This is a genomic window from Photobacterium sp. NCIMB 13483, assembly GCF_003025475.1.
Taxonomy (GTDB): domain Bacteria; phylum Pseudomonadota; class Gammaproteobacteria; order Enterobacterales; family Vibrionaceae; genus Photobacterium; species Photobacterium piscicola.
In genome coordinates this window covers 1-25,789 of sequence record NZ_PYLV01000023.1, presented here as the reverse complement: position 1 = coordinate 25,789, position 25,789 = coordinate 1, and the positions used below count along the sequence as shown (strand labels likewise).

16 protein-coding genes are annotated in these 25,789 nt (G+C 41.6%); 15 read left to right on the top strand and 1 reads right to left on the bottom strand.

Annotated elements, in window-relative coordinates; genetic code table 11:
- Nucleotides 1–35: 35 nt before the first annotated feature.
- Complete coding sequence (gene clcA / locus C9I86_RS15795; RefSeq protein ID WP_369926012.1) at nucleotides 36–1,424, bottom strand: H(+)/Cl(-) exchange transporter ClcA; 1,389 nt, start codon at nucleotides 1,422–1,424, stop codon at nucleotides 36–38.
- 346 nt (nucleotides 1,425–1,770) lie between these two features.
- Here clcA and hemL point away from each other — a divergent pair, with 346 nt between their 5' ends.
- The 15 genes from hemL (at nucleotide 1,771) to C9I86_RS15720 (ending at nucleotide 25,196) form a co-directional block, all read left to right on the top strand.
- The gene (hemL, locus tag C9I86_RS15790) at nucleotides 1,771–3,075 is read left to right on the top strand and encodes a glutamate-1-semialdehyde 2,1-aminomutase (protein WP_080158511.1); all 1,305 of its coding nucleotides are present in this window, start codon (nucleotides 1,771–1,773) and stop codon (nucleotides 3,073–3,075) included.
- A 339-nt stretch (nucleotides 3,076–3,414) separates the two neighbouring features.
- On the top strand, nucleotides 3,415–4,500 hold the full coding sequence (locus C9I86_RS15785; protein WP_080158512.1) for an AI-2E family transporter: 1,086 nt from the start codon (nucleotides 3,415–3,417) through the stop codon (nucleotides 4,498–4,500).
- A 155-nt stretch (nucleotides 4,501–4,655) separates the two neighbouring features.
- On the top strand, nucleotides 4,656–5,675 hold the full coding sequence (gene rsmC / locus C9I86_RS15780; protein WP_080158513.1) for a 16S rRNA (guanine(1207)-N(2))-methyltransferase RsmC: 1,020 nt from the start codon (nucleotides 4,656–4,658) through the stop codon (nucleotides 5,673–5,675).
- Between the two features lie 270 nt (nucleotides 5,676–5,945).
- Entirely contained in the window at nucleotides 5,946–9,323 is a 3,378-nt protein-coding gene (locus tag C9I86_RS15775) for a response regulator (protein WP_199190810.1), read from the top strand.
- Nucleotides 9,324–10,069: 746 nt separating this feature from the next.
- Nucleotides 10,070–11,746 (top strand): ABC transporter substrate-binding protein, encoded by a 1,677-nt coding sequence (locus C9I86_RS15770; protein WP_080158515.1) that lies wholly within the window; start codon nucleotides 10,070–10,072, stop codon nucleotides 11,744–11,746.
- 146 nt (nucleotides 11,747–11,892) lie between these two features.
- The gene (locus C9I86_RS15765) at nucleotides 11,893–12,879 is read left to right on the top strand and encodes an ABC transporter permease (RefSeq protein WP_107276894.1); all 987 of its coding nucleotides are present in this window, start codon (nucleotides 11,893–11,895) and stop codon (nucleotides 12,877–12,879) included.
- A 2-nt stretch (nucleotides 12,880–12,881) separates the two neighbouring features.
- On the top strand, nucleotides 12,882–13,910 hold the full coding sequence (locus tag C9I86_RS15760; RefSeq protein ID WP_080158517.1) for an ABC transporter permease: 1,029 nt from the start codon (nucleotides 12,882–12,884) through the stop codon (nucleotides 13,908–13,910).
- A complete protein-coding gene (locus tag C9I86_RS15755; RefSeq protein ID WP_080158518.1) occupies nucleotides 13,910–14,884 on the top strand; it encodes an ABC transporter ATP-binding protein in 975 nt (324 codons plus the stop codon). The genes C9I86_RS15760 and C9I86_RS15755 overlap by 1 nt, the downstream gene beginning before the upstream one ends.
- A gap of 41 nt (nucleotides 14,885–14,925) precedes the next feature.
- The gene (locus C9I86_RS15750) at nucleotides 14,926–15,921 is read left to right on the top strand and encodes an ABC transporter ATP-binding protein (RefSeq protein WP_080158519.1); all 996 of its coding nucleotides are present in this window, start codon (nucleotides 14,926–14,928) and stop codon (nucleotides 15,919–15,921) included.
- Nucleotides 15,922–16,045: 124 nt separating this feature from the next.
- Nucleotides 16,046–17,782, top strand: coding sequence for a glycoside hydrolase family 9 protein (locus C9I86_RS15745; protein ID WP_080158520.1), 1,737 nt, complete (start codon nucleotides 16,046–16,048; stop codon nucleotides 17,780–17,782).
- A complete protein-coding gene (locus tag C9I86_RS15740) occupies nucleotides 17,775–18,665 on the top strand; it encodes an N-acetylglucosamine kinase (RefSeq protein ID WP_107276893.1) in 891 nt (296 codons plus the stop codon). The genes C9I86_RS15745 and C9I86_RS15740 overlap by 8 nt, the downstream gene beginning before the upstream one ends.
- A 10-nt stretch (nucleotides 18,666–18,675) precedes the next feature.
- Nucleotides 18,676–20,604, top strand: coding sequence for a beta-N-acetylhexosaminidase (locus C9I86_RS15735; RefSeq protein ID WP_107276892.1), 1,929 nt, complete (start codon nucleotides 18,676–18,678; stop codon nucleotides 20,602–20,604).
- 41 nt (nucleotides 20,605–20,645) lie between these two features.
- The gene (locus C9I86_RS15730) at nucleotides 20,646–23,051 is read left to right on the top strand and encodes a GH36-type glycosyl hydrolase domain-containing protein (RefSeq protein ID WP_107276891.1); all 2,406 of its coding nucleotides are present in this window, start codon (nucleotides 20,646–20,648) and stop codon (nucleotides 23,049–23,051) included.
- Nucleotides 23,052–23,114: 63 nt separating this feature from the next.
- Entirely contained in the window at nucleotides 23,115–24,527 is a 1,413-nt protein-coding gene (locus C9I86_RS15725) for a phosphoglucomutase/phosphomannomutase family protein (protein WP_080158524.1), read from the top strand.
- Between the two features lie 282 nt (nucleotides 24,528–24,809).
- On the top strand, nucleotides 24,810–25,196 hold the full coding sequence (locus C9I86_RS15720) for a hypothetical protein (RefSeq protein ID WP_107276890.1): 387 nt from the start codon (nucleotides 24,810–24,812) through the stop codon (nucleotides 25,194–25,196).
- Nucleotides 25,197–25,789: the final 593 nt, after the last annotated feature.

Sequence of the window (25,789 nt, the reverse complement as noted above, 5' to 3'; positions counted from 1 at the left end):
ATTAAAGGTGATTATCTAATACCTGACTATTGTGTTCAAGTATTAGCCGTCTCAACTGGAGCATCATGTGGTGAATCGTGGCCTAATTTTTCTTTTTTAATCGTACGATGCAACAATTGGGAGTAAATCGGCTGACCACCTAACATTTGAGCCATCATAGTTGCACCCAGTGTAGTTACAACTAAGGGTAAAATAAGGTGGTAGTTATTGGTCATTTCAATCACCAATAAAATACCAGTAATAGGCGCGCGCACAGTTGCTGCAAATAACGCCCCCATACCTGCGATAGCAAATAAACCCGGTGCAATCCCTAAATGAGGATAAAGGTCGAGAGCTACGGTGCCAAAAAACGTACCAAATAAAGTACCTAATGCTAGCATCGGTGCAAAAATACCACCGGGAGCACCGGATCCAAAACATAACAGTGTTGTTACAACACGAGCAAAGAACAACAGCAATAGCATATTTAAACTATAGTCGCCATTAGTCGCAGGAGGAATAAGGAAAACACCGCCGCCAGTTAGCTCAGGGAAGTAAAGTAGCAATAAGCCGAAACAACCACCTAATAAGCCTCCCGTAATTAAATAACGGGTACGATTATTATGGTGAATAGTGACAAACCAATCTAATGTAAAAATAATTAAACGGTTAAAAACGACACCAAAGCCACCAAAGAGTAGCCCTAGAACTAAGAATAACCATAATGAAGTCAGCGCGGGTGCATCATATTGCGGCATAGTAATAACCGCACTTTGGCCTGAAATAAAGCGAAATACGATCGTCGACATCATCGCTGAAATCATTACACATTTAACTGAAATTAAACTGTAACGAAATTGAGGTCGCATCTCCTCAATAACAAACATAATGCCCGCCATAGGCGCATTAAATGCCGCAGCTAAACCACCAGCAGCACCAGCAGCAAGTAATGAGTGACGGCCTTCTTTATCTTTTAAACGGAAAATATCTGAAATCATACGACCGATATTACCGCCCATTTGTACAGTCGGACCTTCACGTCCTAGCACCATACCTGAGCCTAATGCACCTAAACCACCAAAGAACTTAACCGGAATAACTCGCCACCAGCGTACAGGACGCATTTCATCCATCGCGCCTTCAATTTCTGGAATACCAGAACCGCCAGCTTCAGGGGCAAAACGACATACAAGGAAATAACCAATAAAGGCTAAAATACCGCTGACAAGAAATGCCGCTAACCACAATGGCAGCACACTGGTAATTTCATCACGCAGCCAAACTGTTCGTTGTTCACTCACCCATCGCACACCAATTTCAAATAGTGTACCGGCTAAGCCAGCAAGCGTTCCGACTAAAGCCGAAAGGAATAGAACAGAAATAGGTGTTTTATCTTGGGTCAAAAAACGCCTAACCAAACCACTCGGTTGCAGGTGGAAGGGCATATGAAGACCGCGCGATTTTTCAGTCATTAGAGAGCCGTATTATATAAAGATAACGCCATTACAGCGAGAGGATGAAGATAGAATTAATACTATAGCCTAATCGAATGTGGTTATGATTTACACTGCTAATGTTGAAAAATAGCTTTGCAACTGTGACTTGTTTCTCAGAATCAACGGGTTTTATTTTAAATTTGGCTTCATTTAAAACAGTAAAATGACTCTATATTCAGCAACACTTTAGGTACAATAAGGCAGTTTCACTCCCCACACTTCTCTTGCCTATGGTTGATTAGGACAGATAATTCTGTGGATTGAATCACCGCCTTACTTTTTTATAGGATTTCACATGAGCAAAACGAACAAGTCAGCTGATTTATTTGCTAAAGCACAACAAAAAATCCCTGGGGGTGTCAACTCACCAGTCCGTGCTTTTGCTGGTGTTGGTGGCACACCACTATTTATTGAGCGTGCCGATGGCGCGTATATTTTTGATGCCGATGGTAATGCTTATATCGATTATGTTGGTTCATGGGGTCCAATGATTTTAGGACATAACCATGCCGCTATTCGTGATGCTGTAATTAACGCAGCACAACAAGGCTTAAGCTTTGGCGCACCAACAGCAATGGAAATCACCATGGCTGAGTTAGTGTCAGAACTCGTACCGTCAATGGAAATGGTACGTATGGTAAGTTCAGGCACTGAGGCGACCATGAGTGCAATTCGTCTTGCTCGTGGTTTTACTGGTCGTGACAAAATTCTGAAATTTGAAGGCTGTTATCACGGTCATGCTGATTGCCTATTAGTAAAAGCAGGCTCAGGTGCATTAACTCTTGGGCAACCAAGCTCTCCAGGTGTTCCCGCTGACTTTGCTAAACATACGTTAACTGCAACTTACAACGATTTGAATTCAGTTCGTGAAGCATTCATGGCTCAACCAGATCAGATCGCTTGTATTATTGTTGAGCCCGTTGCTGGCAACATGAATTGCATTCCGCCCGTACCAGGCTTCCTTGAAGGCCTTCGTGAAATTTGTGATGAATTTGGCGCGCTACTGATCCTTGATGAAGTCATGACGGGTTTCCGTGTTTCACAAGGTGGTGCGCAAGGGTATTACAACATCAAACCTGATATCACAACACTGGGTAAAATTATCGGTGGTGGTATGCCTGTGGGTGCCTTTGGTGGGCGTCGTGATGTAATGGAATTTGTCGCGCCAACTGGCCCTGTATATCAAGCAGGAACATTATCAGGTAACCCTGTAGCCATGGCGGCAGGTCATGCTTGTTTAACGGTACTAACAGAAGATGGTAATGAAAAACGCTTAGCGAAAACCACTCAGCGTTTAGCAACAGGCTTTAAAGCTTTAGCTGATAAACACGGTATTCCACTGGCGGTAAACCAAGTGGGTGCAATGTTTGGTTTCTTCTTTATCGATCAAGATACTGTGACTTGCTATGACGATGTGACCAAGTGTGATATTGAACGCTTCAAGCGCTTCTTTAATTTAATGCTTGATAAAGGCGTGTACCTTGCACCTTCAGCCTATGAAGCATGTTTTACCTCACTCGCACACAATACCAAAGAAATTGATGCAACATTAGAAGCGGCAGATTTTGCGTTTGCCACTCTGGCTGCTGAAGCAAAATAGCATTGTTTTAAAATAAATGAGCTAATGTTATTAAAAACATTATTTTATTAGTGCTATTATGAAAAGAAAGGTCACGAATGGTGGCCTTTTTTTATGATGAATATCAGTAACTATCTATTGCCAAAAATAAACGGCAAGCCCAGCAACAAGTACTAAAATAATTAGCACTAATGGTGGCTTACGCTTTTTTTTGTCATCACAACCACAATTACAACATCCCATAAGCTATCTCCTTGATAAGAGCTATAATCATCAAATAATGGTGATGATTATAATGATAATCTTTATCAATTACAGTGAAAATAGCTTTTATCGGTCGATTTTAAAAGGATACATATCGTGCCTCACCCATTAAAGGTAGAACCTCGTCACTGGATGCTAATAGTGGCACTCTTTGTCGCTTCTTACGCAAGTTATAAATTAATCGAGCCCTACCTTGGTCCGATTGTATTAGCGTTTATCATCTCTTTATTATTCACACCTATGCATAAGCGCTTACTTGCCAAAATGCCGACGCGTGAAAATACAGCGGCAATGCTGTCATGTTTTATTATGACGGTCATTATCGTTATTCCTCTATTAGTGGTGTTTTCATCGATCGTGCATCAAGGCACCACTGTGTCAAAAGAAAGCTACACTTGGCTAACAACCGGAGGGCCAAAAGAACTCTTTGCTCATCCTATGGCCCAAAAAACACTGGCTTTAATTGATAAATACTCACCATTCCATGATTTTGACCCCCAAGTCATCATTCAGAAAATCGCGACTACTGCATCTCAAGTCGGTTCTCAAGCGCTGAATATCAGTGCGCGTATTCTCGGCGATGCGACCAGTATCTTAGTGAATTTTATGATGATGCTGTTTGTACTTTTCTTCCTTCTACGTGATAACGACAAGATGATTGCCGCAATCCGTCACGTGATTCCACTGTCTCGCAGCCAAGAAGACACAATCATGGAAGAAGTTGAACAAGTGGCCAAATCTGCCGTACTCGGATCATTTTTAACCGCGTTAGCACAAGGTGTTGCCGGTGGTTTTGCAATGTGGCTATGTGGCTTCCAAGGCTTATTCTGGGGTTCTATGATGGCCTTTGCCTCATTAATTCCCGTGGTTGGTACCGCTTTAATCTGGATTCCAGCATCACTGTATTTACTGTTAATCGGTGATTGGGAATGGTCATTGTTCCTTGCAGCTTGGGGCGTCATTGTTGTCGGCTCTATCGATAACATCGTGCGTCCGTTATTAATGCAAGGCAGCTCAAGTATGAACACCTTATTGATTTTCTTTTCAATCATTGGCGGTATTCAATTATTTGGCTTAATTGGTATGATCTACGGTCCAATTATTTTTGGCGTAACTTTAGTGTTGTTTAAAATGTATGAAGTTGAATTCCAGTCATTCCTTCAACAACAAGATGATAATTAACCATCAATAATCCCTCATAGGCTGTCGGTATTATTAACAATAATAACGGCAGTCTATGATTATACTTATTCTCTCTAGCAGTGACTTTCCATCTGCCACTATTTATGGAACAATCCGCGCTCCTGAACCATGATGTCTATTTTGAGGCCAGTTAAATGTCTTATTCCGCCGCGAGCCAAGTGGTTGCTCGTCAATCTGAATTTTTTGAAAACCGCAAAGTCCTTATTGCTGGTGAATTAAATGATACTTTTGCCTCAGAATTGCTTACAACAGCTCAATCGGTAACAGTCTTTACCACCAATTATGGTTACCTAGGTGACATTGAACACCATCAAGCGATTAATTGTCATTTTGGTGCAGAACTTAACGCTGAACTCGATATTGATATGATTCTGCTTTATTGGCCCAAAGCAAAAGCAGAAGCGGATTATTTATTATCAATGCTACTGAGTAAGTTTGCAGCAGGCATTGAAATTTGTATCGTCGGTGAAAACCGTTGTGGTGTCAGAAGTGCAGAAAAAATGTTTGCACAATATGGCCCATTAACTAAATATGATTCAGCCCGCCGTTGTAGCTTCTACTGGGGACGCTGTGATAACCCAGCCCCAGCTTTTGACATCAATAAATGGTTCCGTAGTTACCCAATTAATATTGCTGGTGTTAGCCTTACCGTGCGCTCTTTACCTGGCGTCTTTAGCCATGGTGAATTTGATAAAGGTTCAGAACTTCTACTCAATAACTTACCCGCGCTTAACGGTAAAGTACTTGATTTTGGTTGTGGTGCCGGCGTTATTGGCGCAGTAATGAAAGCCAAGTACCCTCAGATTGACTTAGATCTGTGTGATATTAGTGCCTTAGCCATTGAGTCAGCGAAAGAAACTTTCAAGGTTAACCAGCTTGCTGCCAACTTTATCGCCACTGACGTTTATAAAAACATTACTGGTCCTTACCAATATTTAATCAGTAATCCCCCTTTCCATGCTGGTTTAAAAACATTTTATACCGCAACGGAAACATTTATTAATCAAGCGCCGAGTTACTTAAATAATGGTGGTGAATTAGTGATTGTGGCGAACTGTTTTCTGCAATATCCACCCTTGATTGAAGCCACTCTTGGCCAGTGTGAGATCAGTTCTCACACTAATAAATTCAATGTCTATACGGCAAAAAAATAACATATCACAACTTTACACTTCATTTTTGAATTTTATAAAGGGCAGTCAATACTGCCCTTTTTTATGACGTTAATTTCGTTAATTTTGTGCTTTTTGACACGATTCTATTTCTAGTTACTTGATCCATAATAAAAACATAGTATAAACACGGTAATTCATCACGTTGAGTTAAAACGATAAAGGATAATCGTTAAAATCTTAATGTTCATTTTAACGTGACTATTTTTGTCGTTAAAACCGTAAATTCCACCATCTTATTCAGGCACCGGAATGCAGAATACTAAACGTTTCAAACGTCTTCAGCACACACTCATGCTGGCATTTTTAGTGCTCAGTATCACCCCTTTGATATTGTCAGCTCTTTACTTTCTAAATTCTCACACTAAAGATTTAGCCGAGCAAAGCATCAGCCATCTGGCTTCGTTGCGTGATAATAAACAAAAACAATTACAGAGTTTCTTTGCCGCTAAAGAGTCTGAAGTAAAAAGCTTTGCTCGCTCTGAATTATCAAATAATAGTGGTGGAAGATTTTACGGTTTAGTGGGTGCATTCCATCAACTTGGCAATATTGATTCACAACTTGATGCACAAGGTCGCGCTCATTATTTCAATTCAACCCTTACCACTAAAAGTGATCAAACCGCCAATAGTGGCTACCTTGGACATGAACGCTATCGTTTAATGTTTAAACGCTATAATGCCGTTTATAATGAGTATCTTAAACGTTCAGATTTTAAAGATATTATGCTGGTTGATATCTCTGGTGATGTCGTTTATTCAGTTAAAAACCACAACCTTTTTGGGGTTAATCTATTAGCAAAAAAAACCTCTCATAGCGCCTTACAGCAAACCTTTAAAGCCATTAAAGAAAAAACCCAGCAAAGCCCTAATAACCCAGAGCAAGTCCCGGTAGTCTTTACCGACTTTAGTGCTAATAGCCACAGTAATGAAACAACGGCTTGGTTTGCAGCACCAATTATCCAACAAGGCTACCTACATAGTTATGTCTTTATGGAGCTAAGTAACCAAAAGATAACTGAACTGATTAAAGACAATACTAAGCATATTCAAACCCTATTAGTCGGCACTGATCATAAATTACGCTTTGAAACTCAGCCGAAATTACCAATACAATTACAAAGCCAAAGCATCGATCAAGCACTTGCTGGTAAATCAGGTATTGGTAGCTTTATTAATTACGATAATATTCCTGTATTAGGCGCATTTTCGCCGCTAAATATATTAGATCACCATTGGGCACTAGTGGTTGAGCTTCCTGAAAAAGAAGCCTTTGCGCGAATCTTTGAATTAGAAAAAATCTTTGTCGCAGCCATGGTTACCGCCATTATTTTAGTCATCATTTCCTCACATTGGCTGTCAAACTCGATTACCGCACCATTATTACGCTTAACGTGGGCGGCAGAAAAAGCCTCTGGTGGTGATTTAGAGCAAAAAATTGATGGTACTGAACGTCATGATGAAATTGGACGATTAGCGATCAGCTTTGCCCGTATGCAACGCTCTATTCGCGAGAAAATTGGGCTTATTCGCCAGCAAAATAAAGAGTTAGAACATAACCTAACCATTATTCGTCAACAGAATAATGAACTCCAAACTGCGGATAAAATGAAAGACGAATTCCTTGCAACCACCTCGCATGAATTACGCACACCACTGCATGGCATGGTGGGTATTGCTGAATCGTTATTAGCGGGAGCCAATGGCGCATTACATCAATCACAACGCCGTCAATTAGAAATGATCATTAACAGCGGTCAACGTTTAACCACACTGGTTGATGATCTGCTTGATTACCATAAGATGCGTTATGGCGATCTTGATATTAACCACCAAGCGGTTGATATGTCTGTAGCTATTCGATTAGTACTGGAATTATCGAGCCATTTATTAGGCAATAAACCGATTCGAATTATTAATCAAATTCCAACGGATCTACCTCTGGTTGATGCGGACGAACAACGTTTAGAACAAGTGCTATATAACTTAGTGGGCAATGCGATTAAATACACCTCTGAAGGTAAAATTATTTTATCGGCCACAATATTAGAACATCAATTACGGATTCAAGTAGTTGATACTGGACAAGGTATTCCCAGCGAACAACTCGAGCATATTTTTGAACCGCTCATTCAAGCCAACACTGGATCCGCTAACTATCGTCAAGGTGCGGGGCTAGGGCTGTCAATTAGTCGCCAATTGATCGAACTAATGGGTGGGCGCTTGTATGTCAGTAGCCAACCAATGGTAGGAACAACGTTCAGTTTCACTCTCAATTTAGCCAATGCCAATCAAATTGCAGCAATGGCGGCGAATCCCAATAAAAATCATTTCAAAGCGCCATTACTCAATATGGCAAATTATGATGCGTCTGATTTACCAGAAAATCCAGATGGCGAATTGTTGCTAGTTGTCGATGATGAACCGGTTAATTTACAAATACTAACCAATTTCTTACGTCTTGCTGGTTATCGAGTTCAAACGGCGGAAAGTGGCCCTCAAGCGTTAGCATTGATCACTGAACAACAGCCCGATTTAGTGCTACTTGATATTATGATGCCTGAAATGAGTGGCTATGAAGTGTGTAATAAATTACGTAAAACACATTCCATGTTAGCGCTGCCCATCATTATGTTGTCAGCCCTGGGGCAAGTACAAGATCGCCTCAAAGGCTTTGAATGTGGAGCCAATGATTATTTAACCAAACCATTTAATAAAGAAGAACTTATAGCGAGAATTAGGGCTTATTTACAAGCAGGAAAAACCGAAATTGAGCGCCAGAAAAACCAAGCACTAGAACAGGAAATTCATCGTCGTGAACAAGTCGAAATTGGACTGATAGAAACCCAAAGTCGCTTACTTGGGCTACTAGACTCAACCAATGAGGCGATCATTTGTGTTCAGCACGAAGGTCGAATCCGTTATGCCAACAGTGCTGCGGGCAAACTATTTAAACGCACGCCAGAGCTATTAGAGCGCTATACCATTGACGATATTCTAGCGACCCCATTGCCAGCAGCTGTCGCGGATAATCATCATTTTAATGGTCAACTTAGCTATTACATTGGTGATCACAAACAACAATTAATGACCGATGTTATCAATTTACCGATTGAGTCAGGGCTTAAACAAATGTTTGTCTTTGATAGCCAAGGACCATCGGCTGATCATCGTATCAACCTACTTGAAAATGCTATTGATGTGTTGTCTGAATTTGCCTTTAATGGCGATAAAAATAACCTTCAACAACTGCGAGAGTTAGGAGGAGAATTTACCCGTTTAGCCGACAAATTAGGGGATGGTGATCATAATAAAGCTGAAATAATTCGTCAATTATTAGTCGATGCCATGAAAGCAACCTTGGTGTTTTGGGAACAAGAATCACGTAAAAGTAAATTTGAATTAGCTGAAGAAAGTGGTTTATGGCGTGTTTATTTAGACCGTAGTACACTTCAAACGCGTACCTTAGATAAATATCTTCAACTTGAAACGTTACCCAAAACACCCCGTTGGCGAACTGTCATTAATACCATTGATTTTGTATTAGAACGTTGTCCACAATCTAATACCTATCGCCAAGAACTCGTCATTATGCGGGATAAGTTACATCATATCATTAGTCATAACTAACCCTAATTACCGTCATAATAGCGTCCAAAAAGGCTCTCTCAGAGCCTTTTTTATTATCTATATTATATCAACGACCATTCTCAGACGGCTCAATAGCACGATGATATGATTCAAACTCCTCCCTTTGTTGCCACCACTATTCATGTCTTTGGTGTGCCACTATCACTTTTTTAATCTTTGAAATAATCCCGTTTGAATGCCTATAAATGATCAAGGTCACACTATCATTAGTGGTCAAAATTAAATCATATTCATCAAAAAACGCCATTCTTCGGCGCTAAAAATAAATTCTTTTAGTTTATGAGAACCGAATCACAACAAACTAACAGCCAAAAATTTCCGTATAAAAATAAGCAAAAAAAACCATATGCGTTACATCACATCACGTAAAATAAAAATCATCACCCTTACTTTAAAAGGGCAAATAAAGTAGTGAGCACTAACACTGCAAATGTAACAACGACTTTCATATGTGATACTAAGCACGCTATTTACTAACTGCTCAATCACGTAAAACAATGAAATTAACACTTTTGACGGCAACAATTGTTTTTTTTGACGTTTTTGACGGGCGACCACATTGACGATTTAACCAATACAGCCAATATTGAAGCCACTGAGAGCCTACAAGGCCATTCAATGGTTCAGCGTTACTCAGGTTCCAATGAAGTAGGTTTACAGCGCTCCAATGACGGAGCTAATTTTTATTTCCATTAGTGAAACAGAGCTAAGAGTAAGGAACAGCTATGCTTGCCAATATAAACAAAACTAAGTTAGCACTTGCAGTTGTTGCTGCAGCAACCGCTTTTACAGCACCCGTTGCTACTGCATCAGAAAAAAGCCAGCTAACAATCGTACCTGATTTCTACCCTACAATGGTGCGTAACTTTAACCCGTTTTTAGCAACAAACCTTCGCACAACAACTGAGTTCGTTTATGAGCCATTGGTAATCTTTAACCAAATGCAAGGTAACGAGCCTGTTATGCGTTTGGCGAAAGACTACTACATGTCTGACGACCTAATGAAGGTAACATTTGAAATTCGTGATGGCGTAAAATGGTCTGATGGTAAAGCATTCACTGCTGGTGATGTTGTTTACTCTTTTGACTTAGTAAAAAACAAGCCAGAGCTAGATCAAATCGGTATCAACAAGTGGGTTAAATCAGTTAAGCAAGACGGTAACAAAGTTATCTTTGAACTAACTGCTGCAAACTCAAACGTTCCATTTGAAATTTCAAAAGTACCTGTTGTTCCTAAGCACATCTGGAGCAAAGTTAAGAACCCTACAACGTTCACTAACGAAAACCCTGTAGGTACTGGCCCATTTACTGAGATCGACACATTTACTCCTCAGCTTTATGTTCAATGTCGTAACCCTAACTACTGGGATAACGCGAACCTAGAAGTTGATTGTTTACGTGTTCCTCAAATTGCAAACAACGACCAACTACTAACTAAGATCATCAACTCTGAGCTAGATTGGACGTCATCATTCATTCCTGATATCGACAGCACTTATGCTGCAGCAAATCCAAACCACAAATACTGGTACCCTGCTGCTGGCACAATGTCATTCATGTTGAACTACAAATCGCCAAAAGCAGGTAACAACGAAGCAATCAACAATGTTGACTTCCGTCGTGCGTTCTCTATGGCAATTGACCGTCAAACTATCATCGACATCGCGTTCTATGGTGCTGGTACACCAAACGATTACGCTTCAGGTCTAGGTGATAGCTTTAAATCATGGTCTGACGAAGCTGTACATAATGAGTACAAAGCTTTCAACACATACAACATCAAAGGCGCTAAAGATCTTCTAGCTAAAGCTGGCTTTAAAGACCTTGATGGTGATGGATTTGTTGAGTCACCAAAAGGTGAGAAAATTGAGCTTGAAGTTCAATCACCAAACGGCTGGACTGACTTCAACAACACTGTACAACTAGGTGTTGAGCAGCTTCAAGAAGCGGGTATCAATGCAAAAGCACGTACTCCTGACTTTGCTGTATACAATGAATCAATGCTGAAAGGCACTTACGATGTAGCATTTACTAACTACTTCCACGGTGCAGATCCACACCTATACTGGGACAGTGCGTACAACTCACGTCTACAGAAAGGTGACGGTATGCCACGTTTCGCTATGCATTACTTCAAGAATGCACAGTTAGATTCGCTACTAGACAGCTTCTACAAAACGGCTGATAAGGGTGAGCAAATCAAGATTGCTCATAGCATTCAGAAAATCATTGCTGAGAACCAAGTAACAATCCCAGTAATCTCTGGTGCTAACAACTTCCAATACAATGAAGCTCGCTTTACTGGTTGGTGGAATGAGAAGAACCCTAAAGGTCGTCCAATGGTATGGGCTGGTGTTCAAGAGCGTCTACTTCAAGTTCTAGACCTAAAACCAAAAGCGTAATATCTGCTTAAATTTGCGGTGCACGCCTTGTGCACCGCCTCTTCCCTCTAATCCTTTTTGCAATCAAAGGTATGGCGTTTTCGTCAGGGGGTTTTACGTCCTGAATTCAGCTCAGGAAGGCAAGCTGGATGTGTAAGGTGTGAGTTATGGGATTCTTTTTACGTCGTTTATCGTTTTATTTTATCGCGTTAATTTTCGCGGCAACGCTAAACTTTATTCTTCCGCGTGCGATGCCAGGTGACCCAGTTACCATGATGTTCGCAAACGCAACTGCACAGGTAACCCCTGAGCGAATTGAAGCCATGAAGAAGCTACTAGGCTTTGTTGATGGTCCTCTTTATGAACAATACTTTTCGTATTTAGCGAACGTATTTACTTGGAACCTTGGCACTTCAATTAAATTTTACCCATTATCAGTAAATGACTTACTCGGTGGTGCAATTGGTTGGTCACTATTTCTAGCCGGTTCTGCAGTAATTATTTCATTCTGTGTTGGTTCTGTATTTGGTATTTTTGCAGCATGGAAACGTGGCAGTAGCTACGATACTTTCATCTCTCCTGGCATGTTAGTTGTGCAAGCCGTTCCACCCGTTGTCATCGCGATGCTGGTGATGTTTACCTTTGCAATCGGCTTGCAGTGGTTCCCTACAGGTAACGCATATACCGCAGGTTTAACCCCGGATTGGAGCAGCTTCGCATTCTATAAAGATGTGCTCTACCATGCCGCCCTACCTCTTTTCTGTGCCACTATTATTCAAATTGGCGGTTTTCTAATTGGCATGCGTAACAACATGATTAACTTGCTAAATGAAGACTACATCACCATGGCAAAAGGAAAAGGCCTGAGTGAAAACCGTGTGGTATTCAACTACGCAGCACGAAATGCAATGCTACCAAGTGTTACTGCGCTATCAATGGCGTTAGGTATGGCTATCGGTGGTCAGTTAATTATCGAAATGATTTTCAACTATCCTGGTTTGGGTACGGTGATGCTAAACGCTATTCATGCGCGTGATTACCAAGTACTGCAAGGTCAGTTATTGATTATGACTATGTTTATGTTGTTCTTTAACTTTATGGCCGACATCCTAATCGTTGCGCTAGACCCTCGTCTACGTAAAGGAGGCAAGTAATCATGAAAGGCTTATTTAAATTACTCTCTAGCAACCCGAAAGCAATGTTTGGTCTTGGCATTATTATCATTTTCATTCTAACAGCGCTATTTGCACCTTTTATTACCCAATATTCACCAGACAAAAGAACCGGTAACCCCCATGAATACCCTGCTTTTGTTGTAAAAGCTGCACAAGATAATCCAGAAGGTTGGATCGCTAAAAACTTGGCAACCAACAAACGTACGTTATTAATGTCAAAAGATGCTGATCACGTACTCGGTACTTCTCGTATGGGTCGTGACATCTGGTCTCAACTTGTTTATGGCGCACGTACATCATTAGCTGTTGGCTTTGGTGCTGGTCTATTAGTGTGCTTCCTAGCAACAATTATCGGTATTTCAGCAGGTTACTTTGGTGGGCGAGTCGATGAATTCCTCACCGCATGTATGAATATCATGTTGGTAATGCCACAACTGCCGATTCTATTTGTTATCGCCGCGTTTGTTGGCCAAGCAGGACCATTAACCATTGCCATTGTAATTGCGGTCACCTCTTGGGCATGGGGCGCACGTGTCGTACGCGCACAAACCCTATCAATTAGAGAAAAAGAATTTGTAAAAGCCGCTGAAGTATTAGGTGAATCGTCTCCTCGTATCATTTTCGTTGAGATTCTTCCTAACCTTATCTCTATCGTTGGTGCGAGCTTTATCGGTTCGGTGATGTATGCGATTAACGTAGAAGCAACTCTCTCATTCTTAGGCCTAGGCGATCCAAACGGCATTAGTTGGGGCGTAATGTTATACAACGTTCAAACATCATCTTCAATGTTAGTCGGCGCTTGGTGGGAAGTATTAGCACCTTGTATCGCACTGATATTTATCGCGATTGGCCTTGCTATGTTGAACTTCGCAGTCGATGAAATTGCGAACCCACAGTTACGTTCACATAAAGGCATGCGTCGTTGGAAAAACCTGGCAAAAGAAACAGCAAAACAAGCACAACCGGTTGAAGCTATCCCTCAACCAGCACTAGAAGGCGGGACTAAATAATGACCGATCCACAAATCTCAATTCGTAATTTATGTGTTGATTATATTACTGATGCTGGCGATGTCCGTGCAGTTAATAATGTTAGCTTTGATATTGGTAAGGGTGAAGTTTTTGGTCTAGCCGGTGAATCAGGCTGTGGTAAATCAACCGTTGCATTTTCACTGATGCGTCTACATAAGCCACCAGCATTCATTACCGGTGGTGAGGTAATCTTTGACGGTCATGGTGATATTTTGAAGAAAACGGATATGGCAATGTCAGCTTTCCGTTGGAGCGAAATGTCAATGGTATTCCAAAGTGCAATGAATGCCTTGAACCCTGTATTAACCATGGAAGAGCAATTTTGTGATGTGATCATGCGTCACACCACCATGAACCGTAAGCAAGCGATTCGCCGTGCTGAAGGATTATTAGAGATTGTTGATATTCACCCAAGTCGTTTACGTGATTATCCACACCAGTTTTCAGGCGGTATGCGTCAACGTTTAGTTATCGCAATTGCACTGGCGCTAAATCCAAAGATGATCATCATGGATGAGCCAACAACCGCACTTGATGTAGTGGTTCAACGTGAAATTCTACAAAAAATTTATGCATTAAAAGAAGAATTTGGCTTCTCAATTTTATTTATTACTCATGATTTATCACTGATGGTCGAGTTCTCTGATCGTATCGGCATCATGTACTCAGGGGAATTAATTGAAGTTGCACCATCAAAACAAATTCTTGAAACACCGTACCACCCATACACCGAAGGCTTGGGAAGTTCATTCCCGCCATTAACAGGCCCTAAAACACGTTTAACAGGCATTCCAGGTAATCCATTGAATTTACTTGAAATACCACAAGGTTGTCGCTTTCAAGCTCGCTGTGGAAAAACCCACCCAGCGTGTTTCAGTACGCCAACTCAGTTAAGCCAGATTGAACCAGGACGTTTATCAAACTGCCACCTATTTACCAATACAGGTAACTAGCAGCAACACATCGCATTTATAGGCAGTATTTAGGAGACACTATGAGCAAGCCTGTTGGAACACCGATTGTCGAAGGTAAAAATCTAATTAAAGATTTTTCGGTAAACAGTAACTCACTTAAAAAATCAAAGATGCGTGCAATCAACGACGTATCTTTCAAAATGTACAAAAGCCGTGGCTTAGCCGTGGTTGGCGAATCAGGCTCAGGTAAATCAACTACCGCTAAAATGATCGCTAAAATGTATGCCCCAAGTGGCGGCCACATTGAATATTACGGGCGTGATATTCAAACCATCACCAGCCGTGATGATGTAATGAAATACCGTCAAGGGGTACAAATGGTATGGCAAGATCCGTTTGGATCATTAAACCCTACTCATACTATTTTTCACCATATAGCACGTCCATTACTGATCCATAACAAAGTGCCATCGGGTAATAAAAAAGAACTTGAAGAAACGGTATACAACCTTCTTGAGCAAGTGGGTCTTATTCCACCAAAAGCCACCGCGGCAAAATTCCCGCACCAGCTTTCAGGCGGCCAACGTCAACGTGTCAACTTAGCCCGCAACATTGCCGTTGGCGCTGAGGTGGTACTAGCCGATGAACCAACTTCAATGCTTGATGTTTCAATTCGTGCCGGTGTTCTTAACCTGATGGAAGAGATGAAATTTGAGCGTGAAATGGCACTACTTTACATCACGCACGATATCGCAACAGCACGTTATATCGCTGAAGATCTTGCGGTTATGTACGTTGGTCACATGGTTGAGTGGGGCGATACTGAACAAATTATCCATAATCCACAACACCCATATACCCAATTATTAGTTTCAGCAGTACCCGATCCAAGTAAATCGATTCATACCAAGTTGAAAGGTAACAAAGGTGAAATTCCACTATGGACACCTGAAAGCTTTGGTTGTCCATTTGCGGGTCGTTGTATGCAAGCGACAGATAAATGTCGTGAGAAATTACCAGAAGTTACTCAATTATCTGATAACCACTTTGTTCGTTGTTATCTATACGAAAACTAAACAACGTTACAAAAACTAAGCACTAATAACACTTTTATTTTTATATCCATGTTATTTGTCGCACCAGCCGTTCAGTGATGGTTCCCATAAGGAGCCATCACTTATTCGCGACATTGGAGGCCCTATGCAGCTGTTAATTAATCACCTTGGTTATGAGTGCTTTAATACAAAGCAAGCATTACTACAAACAACATCACAAACACTGTCAGGCCAAGCCGAATTAGTGTGCAATCATACTAACCAAACTATTATGCAGCTGCCATTAACTGCATGTGGCACCACCGCACAATGGCATACGGGCAATATTTACCAAATTGATTTTTCTGCTTGCCAAAAAGCAGGCGATTACCGTATTCGTTACGCCAATATTGAAACACCTGTTTTCAGCATTGCTGAAGGCCTATTAATGCAACGTACTTTCAGTGATGTTCTACACTATTTCAAATCACAACGTTGTAGCGGCATTTATGATCATGCCGACAGCCAAGCGCAATTACTCAATAGCGAGACTCTCGTTGATGTTCGTGGCGGTTGGTATGATGCGTCAGGTGATGTCAGTAAATATTTAAGTCACCTTTCTTACGCTAATTATCTCAATCCTCAGCAGACACCGATGATTGTTTGGAACATGCTCAAAGCTTATGAAATTGCAGAAGATCAAGCTGATATTGCTGATTTCACTCGGGTACGTTTATTAGAAGAAGCGTTATTTGGCGCAGACTTTTTAATACGTATGCAAAGCGATGACGGCTTCTTTTACATGACGGTGTTTGATAAATGGAGCAAGTCGCCAGCACAACGTGATATCTGCGCCTATGCAACCCAAGATGGCATCAAAACTGATGACTATCAAGCAGGTTTTCGTCAAGGTGGTGGTATTGCTATTGCCGCTTTAGCTGCCGCTGCTCGTATAACAACCTTACCATCTTGCAGTCGTATTCCTCATAGCGACAACGTGCAGAGTGAGTCATATCTGCAAGCAGCAGAACGTGGCTATTGGCACTTAAAACAACACAATATTAACTACCTCAACGATGGTACTGAAAATATCATTGATGAATACTGCGCTTTATTAGCCGCAGTAGAGCTTTATCGCGCTACCCATCAGCAGCGTTACTTAACTGAAATGCGTGAGTGGGCGCAGCGTTTAAGCAATCGTCAAATGTCTGATGCCAATATTAACGATTATTGGTCAGCAACCGCAGATGGTAGCCGCCCTTATTTCCATGCAGCAGAAGCAGGCTTACCCGCGATTGCCTTAATGCAATATTTAGCCGCAGAGCCAGAAACAAAACAGCAGCAACAGTTACATCCAGTTCTGGTGAATACGCTTAATTTTGAATTAACGTTAACGACTGAAGTTAATAATCCATTTGGTTATCCACGCCAATATACCAAAGCTGTTAATGGTGATAAGCAAACAGCATTCTTTGTCGCTCATAACAATGAATCAGGTTATTGGTGGCAAGGTGAAAATGCCCGCATTGCCTCACTCGCGAGCATGGCTTATATGGCACAAGATCACCTCACCGATCCTAAATTAAAACAGCATCTAATGGACTATGGCCAACAGTTAATGAATTGGATTTTAGGCTTAAATCCTTTTGATATGTGCATGTTAGACGGCCATGGTCACAATAACCCTGATTACCTTCCACAACTTGGTTTTAGCAATGCTAAAGGCGGAGTGTGTAATGGCATCACATCCGGCTTTGAAAATGAACAAGATATTGCCTTTAATCCAGCAGCACAAAAAGATGACATGTTGCAAAACTGGCGTTGGGGAGAGCAATGGATCCCTCATGGTGGTTGGTATTTATTAGCCACTGCGCTGCAATTTAAGGAACGTCACCATGGCTAATTTCCCTTATCGTTATCTCGTGGGTATTGATGGTGGTGGCACGTCTTGTCGCGCTCGTATTTGTGATTTAGATGGCACTATTTTAGGTGAAGCCCAAACGGGTAGCGCTAATATTTTGCTTGGTAGTGACATTGCCATGGCATCAATTCAACAAGCCATTACTCTTGCGGCCCAACAAGCACAATTAACCTCAGCTGACTATTCTGCAATGACGGTTGGATTAGCACTTGCTGGCGCAGAACAACAACAAGCATGGCATGCTTTTATGCAACAACCTCACCCTTATGGTGCAATCACATTAAATACTGATGCTTATGGTGCTTGTTTAGGTGCTTGGGGCGGTAAAGATGGTGCGATTTTAATTTCAGGAACAGGCTCTTGCGGCATTTTACTACTTAACGGTAAGCAACATGTTGTCGGCGGACGTGAATTTCCTATTTCAGACCAAGGCAGTGGCGCAGTGATGGGGCTGCACTTAATTCAGCAAGTGCTACTCAGTGTCGATGGTATCGTGCCGAAAACAGAACTGGCTCATCATGTATTAACCCATTTCGATCATGATATTGATGCCATTGTTAGTTGGTCAAAAACCGCTCGGCCTTGTGATTATGGTCAATTCTCACCGGCTATTTTTACATTTGCCGAACGCAACGATCCACTTGCTATCTCATTACTGCAACAGACAGCCGCTGATATTGAAATGTGGATGCAAGCATTGATATTACGTGGTGCACACAACATTTGCCTAATGGGGGGGATTGGTGAACGTATTCAAACATGGCTAACACCACCAATGCAACATCGTCTAGCAACACCTCAGGGTGATGCCATGGATGGTGCTATTGCAATGGCGCGCGGCAATCACAACCTATTTGTACGTTAAGGAAACATAAATGACTTATCGTCTTGATTTTACAGTAATAGAAAAAGCGAAAGGCTATTGCCGCTATGCGTTAAGTTTACATAACTTAACCGATCAGGCATTGCACGGATGGTCACTGTATTTTTTTATAAGCCGCTGCATTGATCCCGCTTCAGTCTCGGTGGGAACGATTAGCCAAATGGGTAGCTACAGTTGCCTATCACAATTACCGCCGTTAGAGGCTAATGGGCACTTTTACACTGAATTTACCATGAGAACCATGCCATTTAATCTTCATGATGATGGTATTCGTGAAGCCTTTATTGCTTTGGGTAATGACCAACATCAGATTGCGCCATTAAAAGTTTACACCACCGCAATTAATTTAGATCAAGAGTCGATCGAGCGTTACTGTACCCCATTACCTAACGTCGGTTGTGATATTGCATTAATTCCACAACCGAACCAGTTAACTCGTCTTCACGGTGAATTTGTTTTTAATCAAACAACTGCAATTGAAACGCCACCAGCTTTAGCGCAAGGGGCTATCAATTGGTTAAGTGCTGAATGTAAAAAACATTTTAATGAAACAATGCCAATTCACCCTCAGGGGAATATTCATTATCACGTTAGCAATGACATTATCGAACACGGTTATCAGTTATTGATTGAAAGCGATAATATTTGGATTCAAGCCAGCTCTGCAACAGGGTTTGTGCATGCGACCTCAACGTTATTACAATTATTACCTAATAGTCCAAGTCATGTGGCTAATGCGACTTATTGCGTACCAATGGTAGAAATTACCGATCAACCACATTATGGCTACCGCGGCATGATGCTTGACTGTGGACGTCATTTTCACCCCGTCGATCGTATTAAACATCTATTAGATCATCTAGCACGCTATAAATTTAATACTTTCCATTGGCATCTAACCGATGATGAAGGTTGGCGCATTGAAATTGATGCCTACCCTCAATTAACTGAAATAGGTGCCTGGCGTGGTCCAAATGAAGTTATCGTGCCACAATTTAGTCATATTGATCAACGTTATGGTGGTTTCTATACCAAGCAAGACATTCGTGATGTTATTGCTTACGCCAGCGATCGCGGTATCACTATTATTCCTGAAATTGATATGCCAGGTCACTGCCGCGCCGCCATTTTATCCTTGCCTGAACTATTAAAAGATCCCGATGATCATTCGGTATATCGCAGCATTCAAAACTACCCTGACAATGTTTTATCACCAGCATTAGCCGGAACTTACACCTTTATTCAAACAGTATTGGATGAAATTTGTGCTCTATTCCCTGCTCCATTTGTACATATTGGCGCAGATGAAGTACCAAAAGGTGTGTGGTCTGACAGTGTGGCTTGCCAACAATTAATGGCAGACAACAACTACCACGATCCAATGGAACTTCAAGGCCATATATTACGTTTTGCTGAGCAAGTATTACGTGATAAGGGCAAACGAATGATGGGTTGGGAAGAAGCCACCCATGGCAATAAAGTCAGTAAAAACACCGTGATTTTTTCTTGGCTTAGCGAAGAAGCGGGGCTTGAATGCGTCAAAAATGGGTTTGATGTAGTAATGCAACCTGCGCAATCTACCTACCTCGACCTTGCTCAAGGTTACTCTGCAGATGAAGCAGGTGTCGATTGGGCTGGCAAGTTAACCTTAGATAAAGTTTACAATTATCACCCACTTAGCATGATCGCTTCGGAAAATTCTGAGCGACAGCACATTTTAGGCATTCAAACGGCACTTTGGTCAGAATTAATAAATAACCAAAGCCGATTTGAATATATGATTTATCCGCGCTTACTAGCGGTATCGGAGATCTGCTGGAGCACACCACAACATCGTAACTGGGATGACTTTAAAGCTCGCTTAAAAGGTCAACTTAACTATCTAGACAAGGCGGGCATTAATTACCGCCACTGTGAATAACCACGCACACAGTAAAGTGAATATTTTAAGGATTAGAAATAATGAAATACGGTTATTTTGACAACGACAACAGAGAGTACGTTATCACTCGACCTGATGTCCCAGCACCATGGACCAACTATCTTGGTACTGAAAAGTTCTGCACAGTGATTTCACAAAATGCGGGTGGTTACTCTTTCTATAAGTCACCAGAATACAATCGTGTGACCAAGTTCCGTCCTAACGCGACATTTGATCGCCCAGGACACTATGTTTACCTACGTGATGATGCAACGGGTGATTACTGGTCTATTTCATGGCAGCCAGTAGCAAAAAGTCTTGATGAAGCGAAATATGAAGTGCGTCACGGCTTGTCATACTCAAAATTTGCATGTGAGTACAACGGTATTGCTGCACAAAAGACATTATTTGTGCCGATTGGTGAAGATGCTGAAATTTGGGATGTAGTACTAAAAAACACCACGGATGAAGTGCGTACAATTAGCGCATTCTCTTTTGTTGAATTTTCATTTAGCCACATTCAATCTGACAACCAAAACCACCAGATGAGTCTTTACTCTGCAGGTACATCTTATGAAGATGGCGTGATTGAGTACGACTTATATTACAACACCAAAGAAAAAGAAGGTTACTACTACCTAGCATCAAGCTTTGCCCCTGATAGCTATGATGGTCAGCGTGATACTTTTATCGGTGCATACCGTGATGAATCAAACCCAATTGCGGTTGAAAAAGGCCGTTGTTCTAATCACGTGCAAACCTGTTACAACCATTGTGGTTCTCTGCACAAACAATTCACCCTTCAACCGGGTGAAGAAGTGCGCTTTAACTACATTCTAGGTATTGGTAAAAACGAAGGCCAACGTCTACGTCAAAAATACCAAGATAGCGCTGCCGTTGATGCTGCATTTGCAGAAATCAAACACCATTGGGAAAGCCGTTGTAATAAATTTAAAGTCACGTCGCCAAACGAAGGCTTAGACACCATGATCAACACTTGGACGCTATACCAAGCAGAAACGTGTGTTGTATGGTCACGTTTTGCTTCGTTTATCGAAGTGGGCGGGCGTACAGGTCTTGGTTACCGTGATACAGCTCAAGATGCAATCTCAGTACCACATTCAAACCCAGCAATGACACGTAAGCGCTTAGTTGATCTGCTTCGTGGTCAAGTTAAAGCGGGTTACGGTTTACACCTGTTTGATCCTGATTGGTTCGATCCAGAAATGGCCGATGTTAAGCCATCAAAATCGCCAACAGTTGTTCCAACCCCAAGTGATGCCGATAAGATCCACGGTATTGATGATACGTGTTCAGATGACCACCTATGGTTAGTCCCTACTATCTGTAAGTACGTGACAGAAACTGGCGAAGAAAGCTTCCTTGATGAAGTGATCCCATACGCTGATGGTGGTAATGCAACTGTTTATGATCACATGAAAGCGGCGCTTAATTTCTCTGCTGAATATGTTGGCCAAACCGGTATCTGTAAAGGTCTACGCGCCGATTGGAATGACTGCCTAAACTTAGGTGGCGGTGAATCAGCAATGGTCTCGTTCCTTCACTTCTGGGCACTACAAGAATTTATTCAACTGGCTAAATACCAAGGTAAAACAGCCGATATTGAAAAATACACTGAAATGGCTGCCAATGTTCGTGAAGCCTGTGAAACCCATTTATGGGATGACGAAGGTGGCTGGTACATTCGTGGTTTAACCAAAAATGGCGACAAGATAGGTACCGCGCAACAAACTGAAGGTCGTATTCATCTTGAGTCAAATACTCTTGCTGTTCTATCAGGTATGGCATCACAAGATCGTGGTGAACAAGCAATGGATGCGGTTGATGAAAATCTTTATTCAGAGTTTGGCTTACACCTCAATGCACCCTCATTCTCAACCCCTAACGACGACATTGGTTTTGTAACCCGTGTATACCAAGGCGTTAAAGAAAATGGCGCTATCTTCTCACATCCAAACCCTTGGGCATGGGTAGCAGAAGCAAAACTAGGCCGTGGCGACCGTGCAATGAAGTTCTATGATGCACTTAACCCATACAACCAAAACGACATGATTGAAACACGCCTAGCTGAACCTTATTCTTACGTGCAATTTATCATGGGCCGCGATCACCAAGATCATGGTCGTGCCAACCATCCATGGTTAACAGGTACGTCTGGTTGGGCTTACTTTGCCGTGACTAACTTTATTCTAGGTATTCAAACAGGCTTTGATGGTTTAACTATTAATCCATGTATTCCAACTGAATGGCCAGGATTTGAAGTAACGCGTGAGTGGCGAGGGGCAACATACACGATTAATGTTACTAACCCAGATCATGTCAGCAAGGGGATTAAATCTATCACGCTTAACGGTCAGTCAGTCGAAGGTGCAATAGCGCCCCAAGCTGAAGGTTCTGTGAATACTGTTATAGTCGTAATGGGCTAATCACTTTTCGGGGAGTGGATTTACTCCCCTATTTTATTTTGCGAGAGAAATAGGAGTTCCTCCATGATTCAATTTGGAACCGGTGGTTGGCGTGCCTTTATTGGCGAAGAGTTCACTCAAGCTAATGTACGTTTAGTAGCACAAGCTATTGCTAACATCATGATCACAGAATCAGTAACAGAAAATGGTTTTATTATCGGCTATGACCGTCGCTTTTTATCAGATAAAGCTGCGACATGGTTTGCTGAAGTATTAGCAGGAAACAATATCAAATGTAGCTTTATCAACCGCTTTGTACCAACACCGATCGTGATGTTTAAAGCCAAACAAACAGGTGCAACTTACTCTGCTTGTATTACTGCCTCGCATAACCCTGCGGACTATAACGGCATTAAAGTCTTTATCGAAGGCGGTCGAGATGCTGATGAAATTATTACTCAAAAAATTGAACAACAAATTTCAGTATTAACCGTAGCCGATATTAAACATGTCGATTTCGAACAAGCTCAACGTGATCAATTAATTGAAATCATCAATCCAATGAACGAGTTCGTTGACTCGGTCATTTCTTTACTTGATTTAGACGCAATTAAAAAAGCTAACCTACGCGTTCTTATTGACCCTATGTTTGGTGTGGCAAAAAATGCCTTACAAACCGTATTGATCACTGGTCGTTGTGATGTTGATGTTATCAACGATGGTGAAAATCCAGGCTTTGGCGGCCTAATGCCATCACCAAGTGCGGCAACGCTTTACCGCCTTAAACATTTAGTGGCTCAAGAAGGTTATGATATTGGTATCGGTACTGATGGCGATGCCGACCGTTTAGGTATCATTGATGAAAAAGGTAACTTTATTCATCCTAATGAAGTGCTATTACTGCTGTATTACTACCTACTTGAATACAAAGGCTGGAAAGGCTCTGTAGTACGTAATATCGCAACCACTCACCTTCTTGATAAAGTCGCTGCAGCTTATGGCGAAAAATCCTTTGAAGTACCGGTTGGCTTTAAGCATATCAGTTCTCAAATGGAAGCTGATGACTCATTACTTGGCGGTGAAAGCTCTGGTGGCCTCACTATTCGTGGCCATATCAAGGGTAAAGATGGCATTTTCGCATCGAGCCTATTAGTTGAAATGATCAGCTCAACCGGTAAAAAATTATCTGAGCTATTAGATGAAATCTATGGCCGTTTTGGTTATGCCTATACCGCCGAAGGTGACTGTACCTTTAAAGCCGCAGAGCGTGAACGTCTTTATAATAAAATTTATATTGAAAAATCACTGCCTGAATTTGATTATGACATCGAAAAAGTCAGTTACGCCGATGGTGCCAAGGTTTACTTTAAAAATGGTGGCTGGGCGATAGCGCGTTTCTCTGGCACAGAGCCTTTACTGCGTTTATTTGTAGAAATGGAAGATCAAACTCAAGCAGAAGCAGTTTTACTGCAATTTAAACAATTTCTTTCGGTATAACAGTTAGTTATTTTCATTGCTAAGTCCTAGTAACACGCCTTATAGCTGTTACATTGTGCAGATCAGTTGTTATGATCTTTGCCACAGGGTAGTCTTTTGACTACCCTTTTCTTTGTTACAACGTTGAAAGCCTCCAATTAACAATAACCAATCATTGGTCACAAACCACACTATTGATATTATCAATTAATCAAAAAACGCATCACGTCACATACAATTAGCTAATTAAGGTCCATGCTTATCTCAACAAATAAAACTTTCTGCGTAAGGTAAGGAGTTGTTATGAAAAAGGCCATCATTGCTGTCACTATGATCGCGCTCGCCATGTTATTTAGCGAACATTTTCATTCATTCTCAGTTGGGTTTACACTGGCGATTGTTGCTGTCAGTTGTAGCTATTTAATTGCTTACCAAGCTATTCGTCGACCACAATATGCGATGAGTTTTTTAGTTGTTGCCGCATTGACGAAACTCGCTATTACAGTTACAGGTGTTATTTGGGTCTTTTCTGCCAAAATAATCCATTCACCGCTAACATTCCTTATCGCTTATACCCTTTTCTCTGTCGTTATTACTTATTTTGTTTCACGTTATCGTGCACGTCGCCGAGATATTAGTGACCAACAGCAACATGAAATCTTTCACACTGGCCTCTATGAATTGAAGTAGTTTTCTACAGACGAAAAGAAACCTGAATCTTTCGATTCAGGTTTCTTCAGTAATGTGAAGTGGACGGGACTTGCCATTCCGAAAATCAGCGCACCCCCAACGTGACTGGCCGCTAAGCTTCCCAATAAAGAGCCTAACCAACTGAACTACCACTCCGCAGTGTCTATTCAGCATCATCTTGCTTTTATACAAATGAAAAAAAACCTGAATCGTTAGATTCAGGCTTCTTCAATAATGTGAAGTGGACGGGACTTGCCATTCCGAAAATCAGCGCGCCCCCGACGTGACTGGCCGCTAAGCTTCCCAATAAAGAGCCTGACCAACTGAACTACCACTCCGCAGTGTCTATTCAGCATCATCTTACTTTTATACAGGCGAAAAAAAACCTGAATCTTTCGATTCAGGTTTCTTCAATAATGTGAAGTGGACGGGACTTGCCATTCCGAAAATCAGCGCGCCCCCGACATGACTGGCCGCTAAGCTTCCCAATAAAGAGCCTGACCAACTGAACTACCACTCCGCAGTGTCTATTCAGCATCATCTTACTTTTATACAGGCGAAAAAAAACCTGAATCTTTCGATTCAGGTTTCTT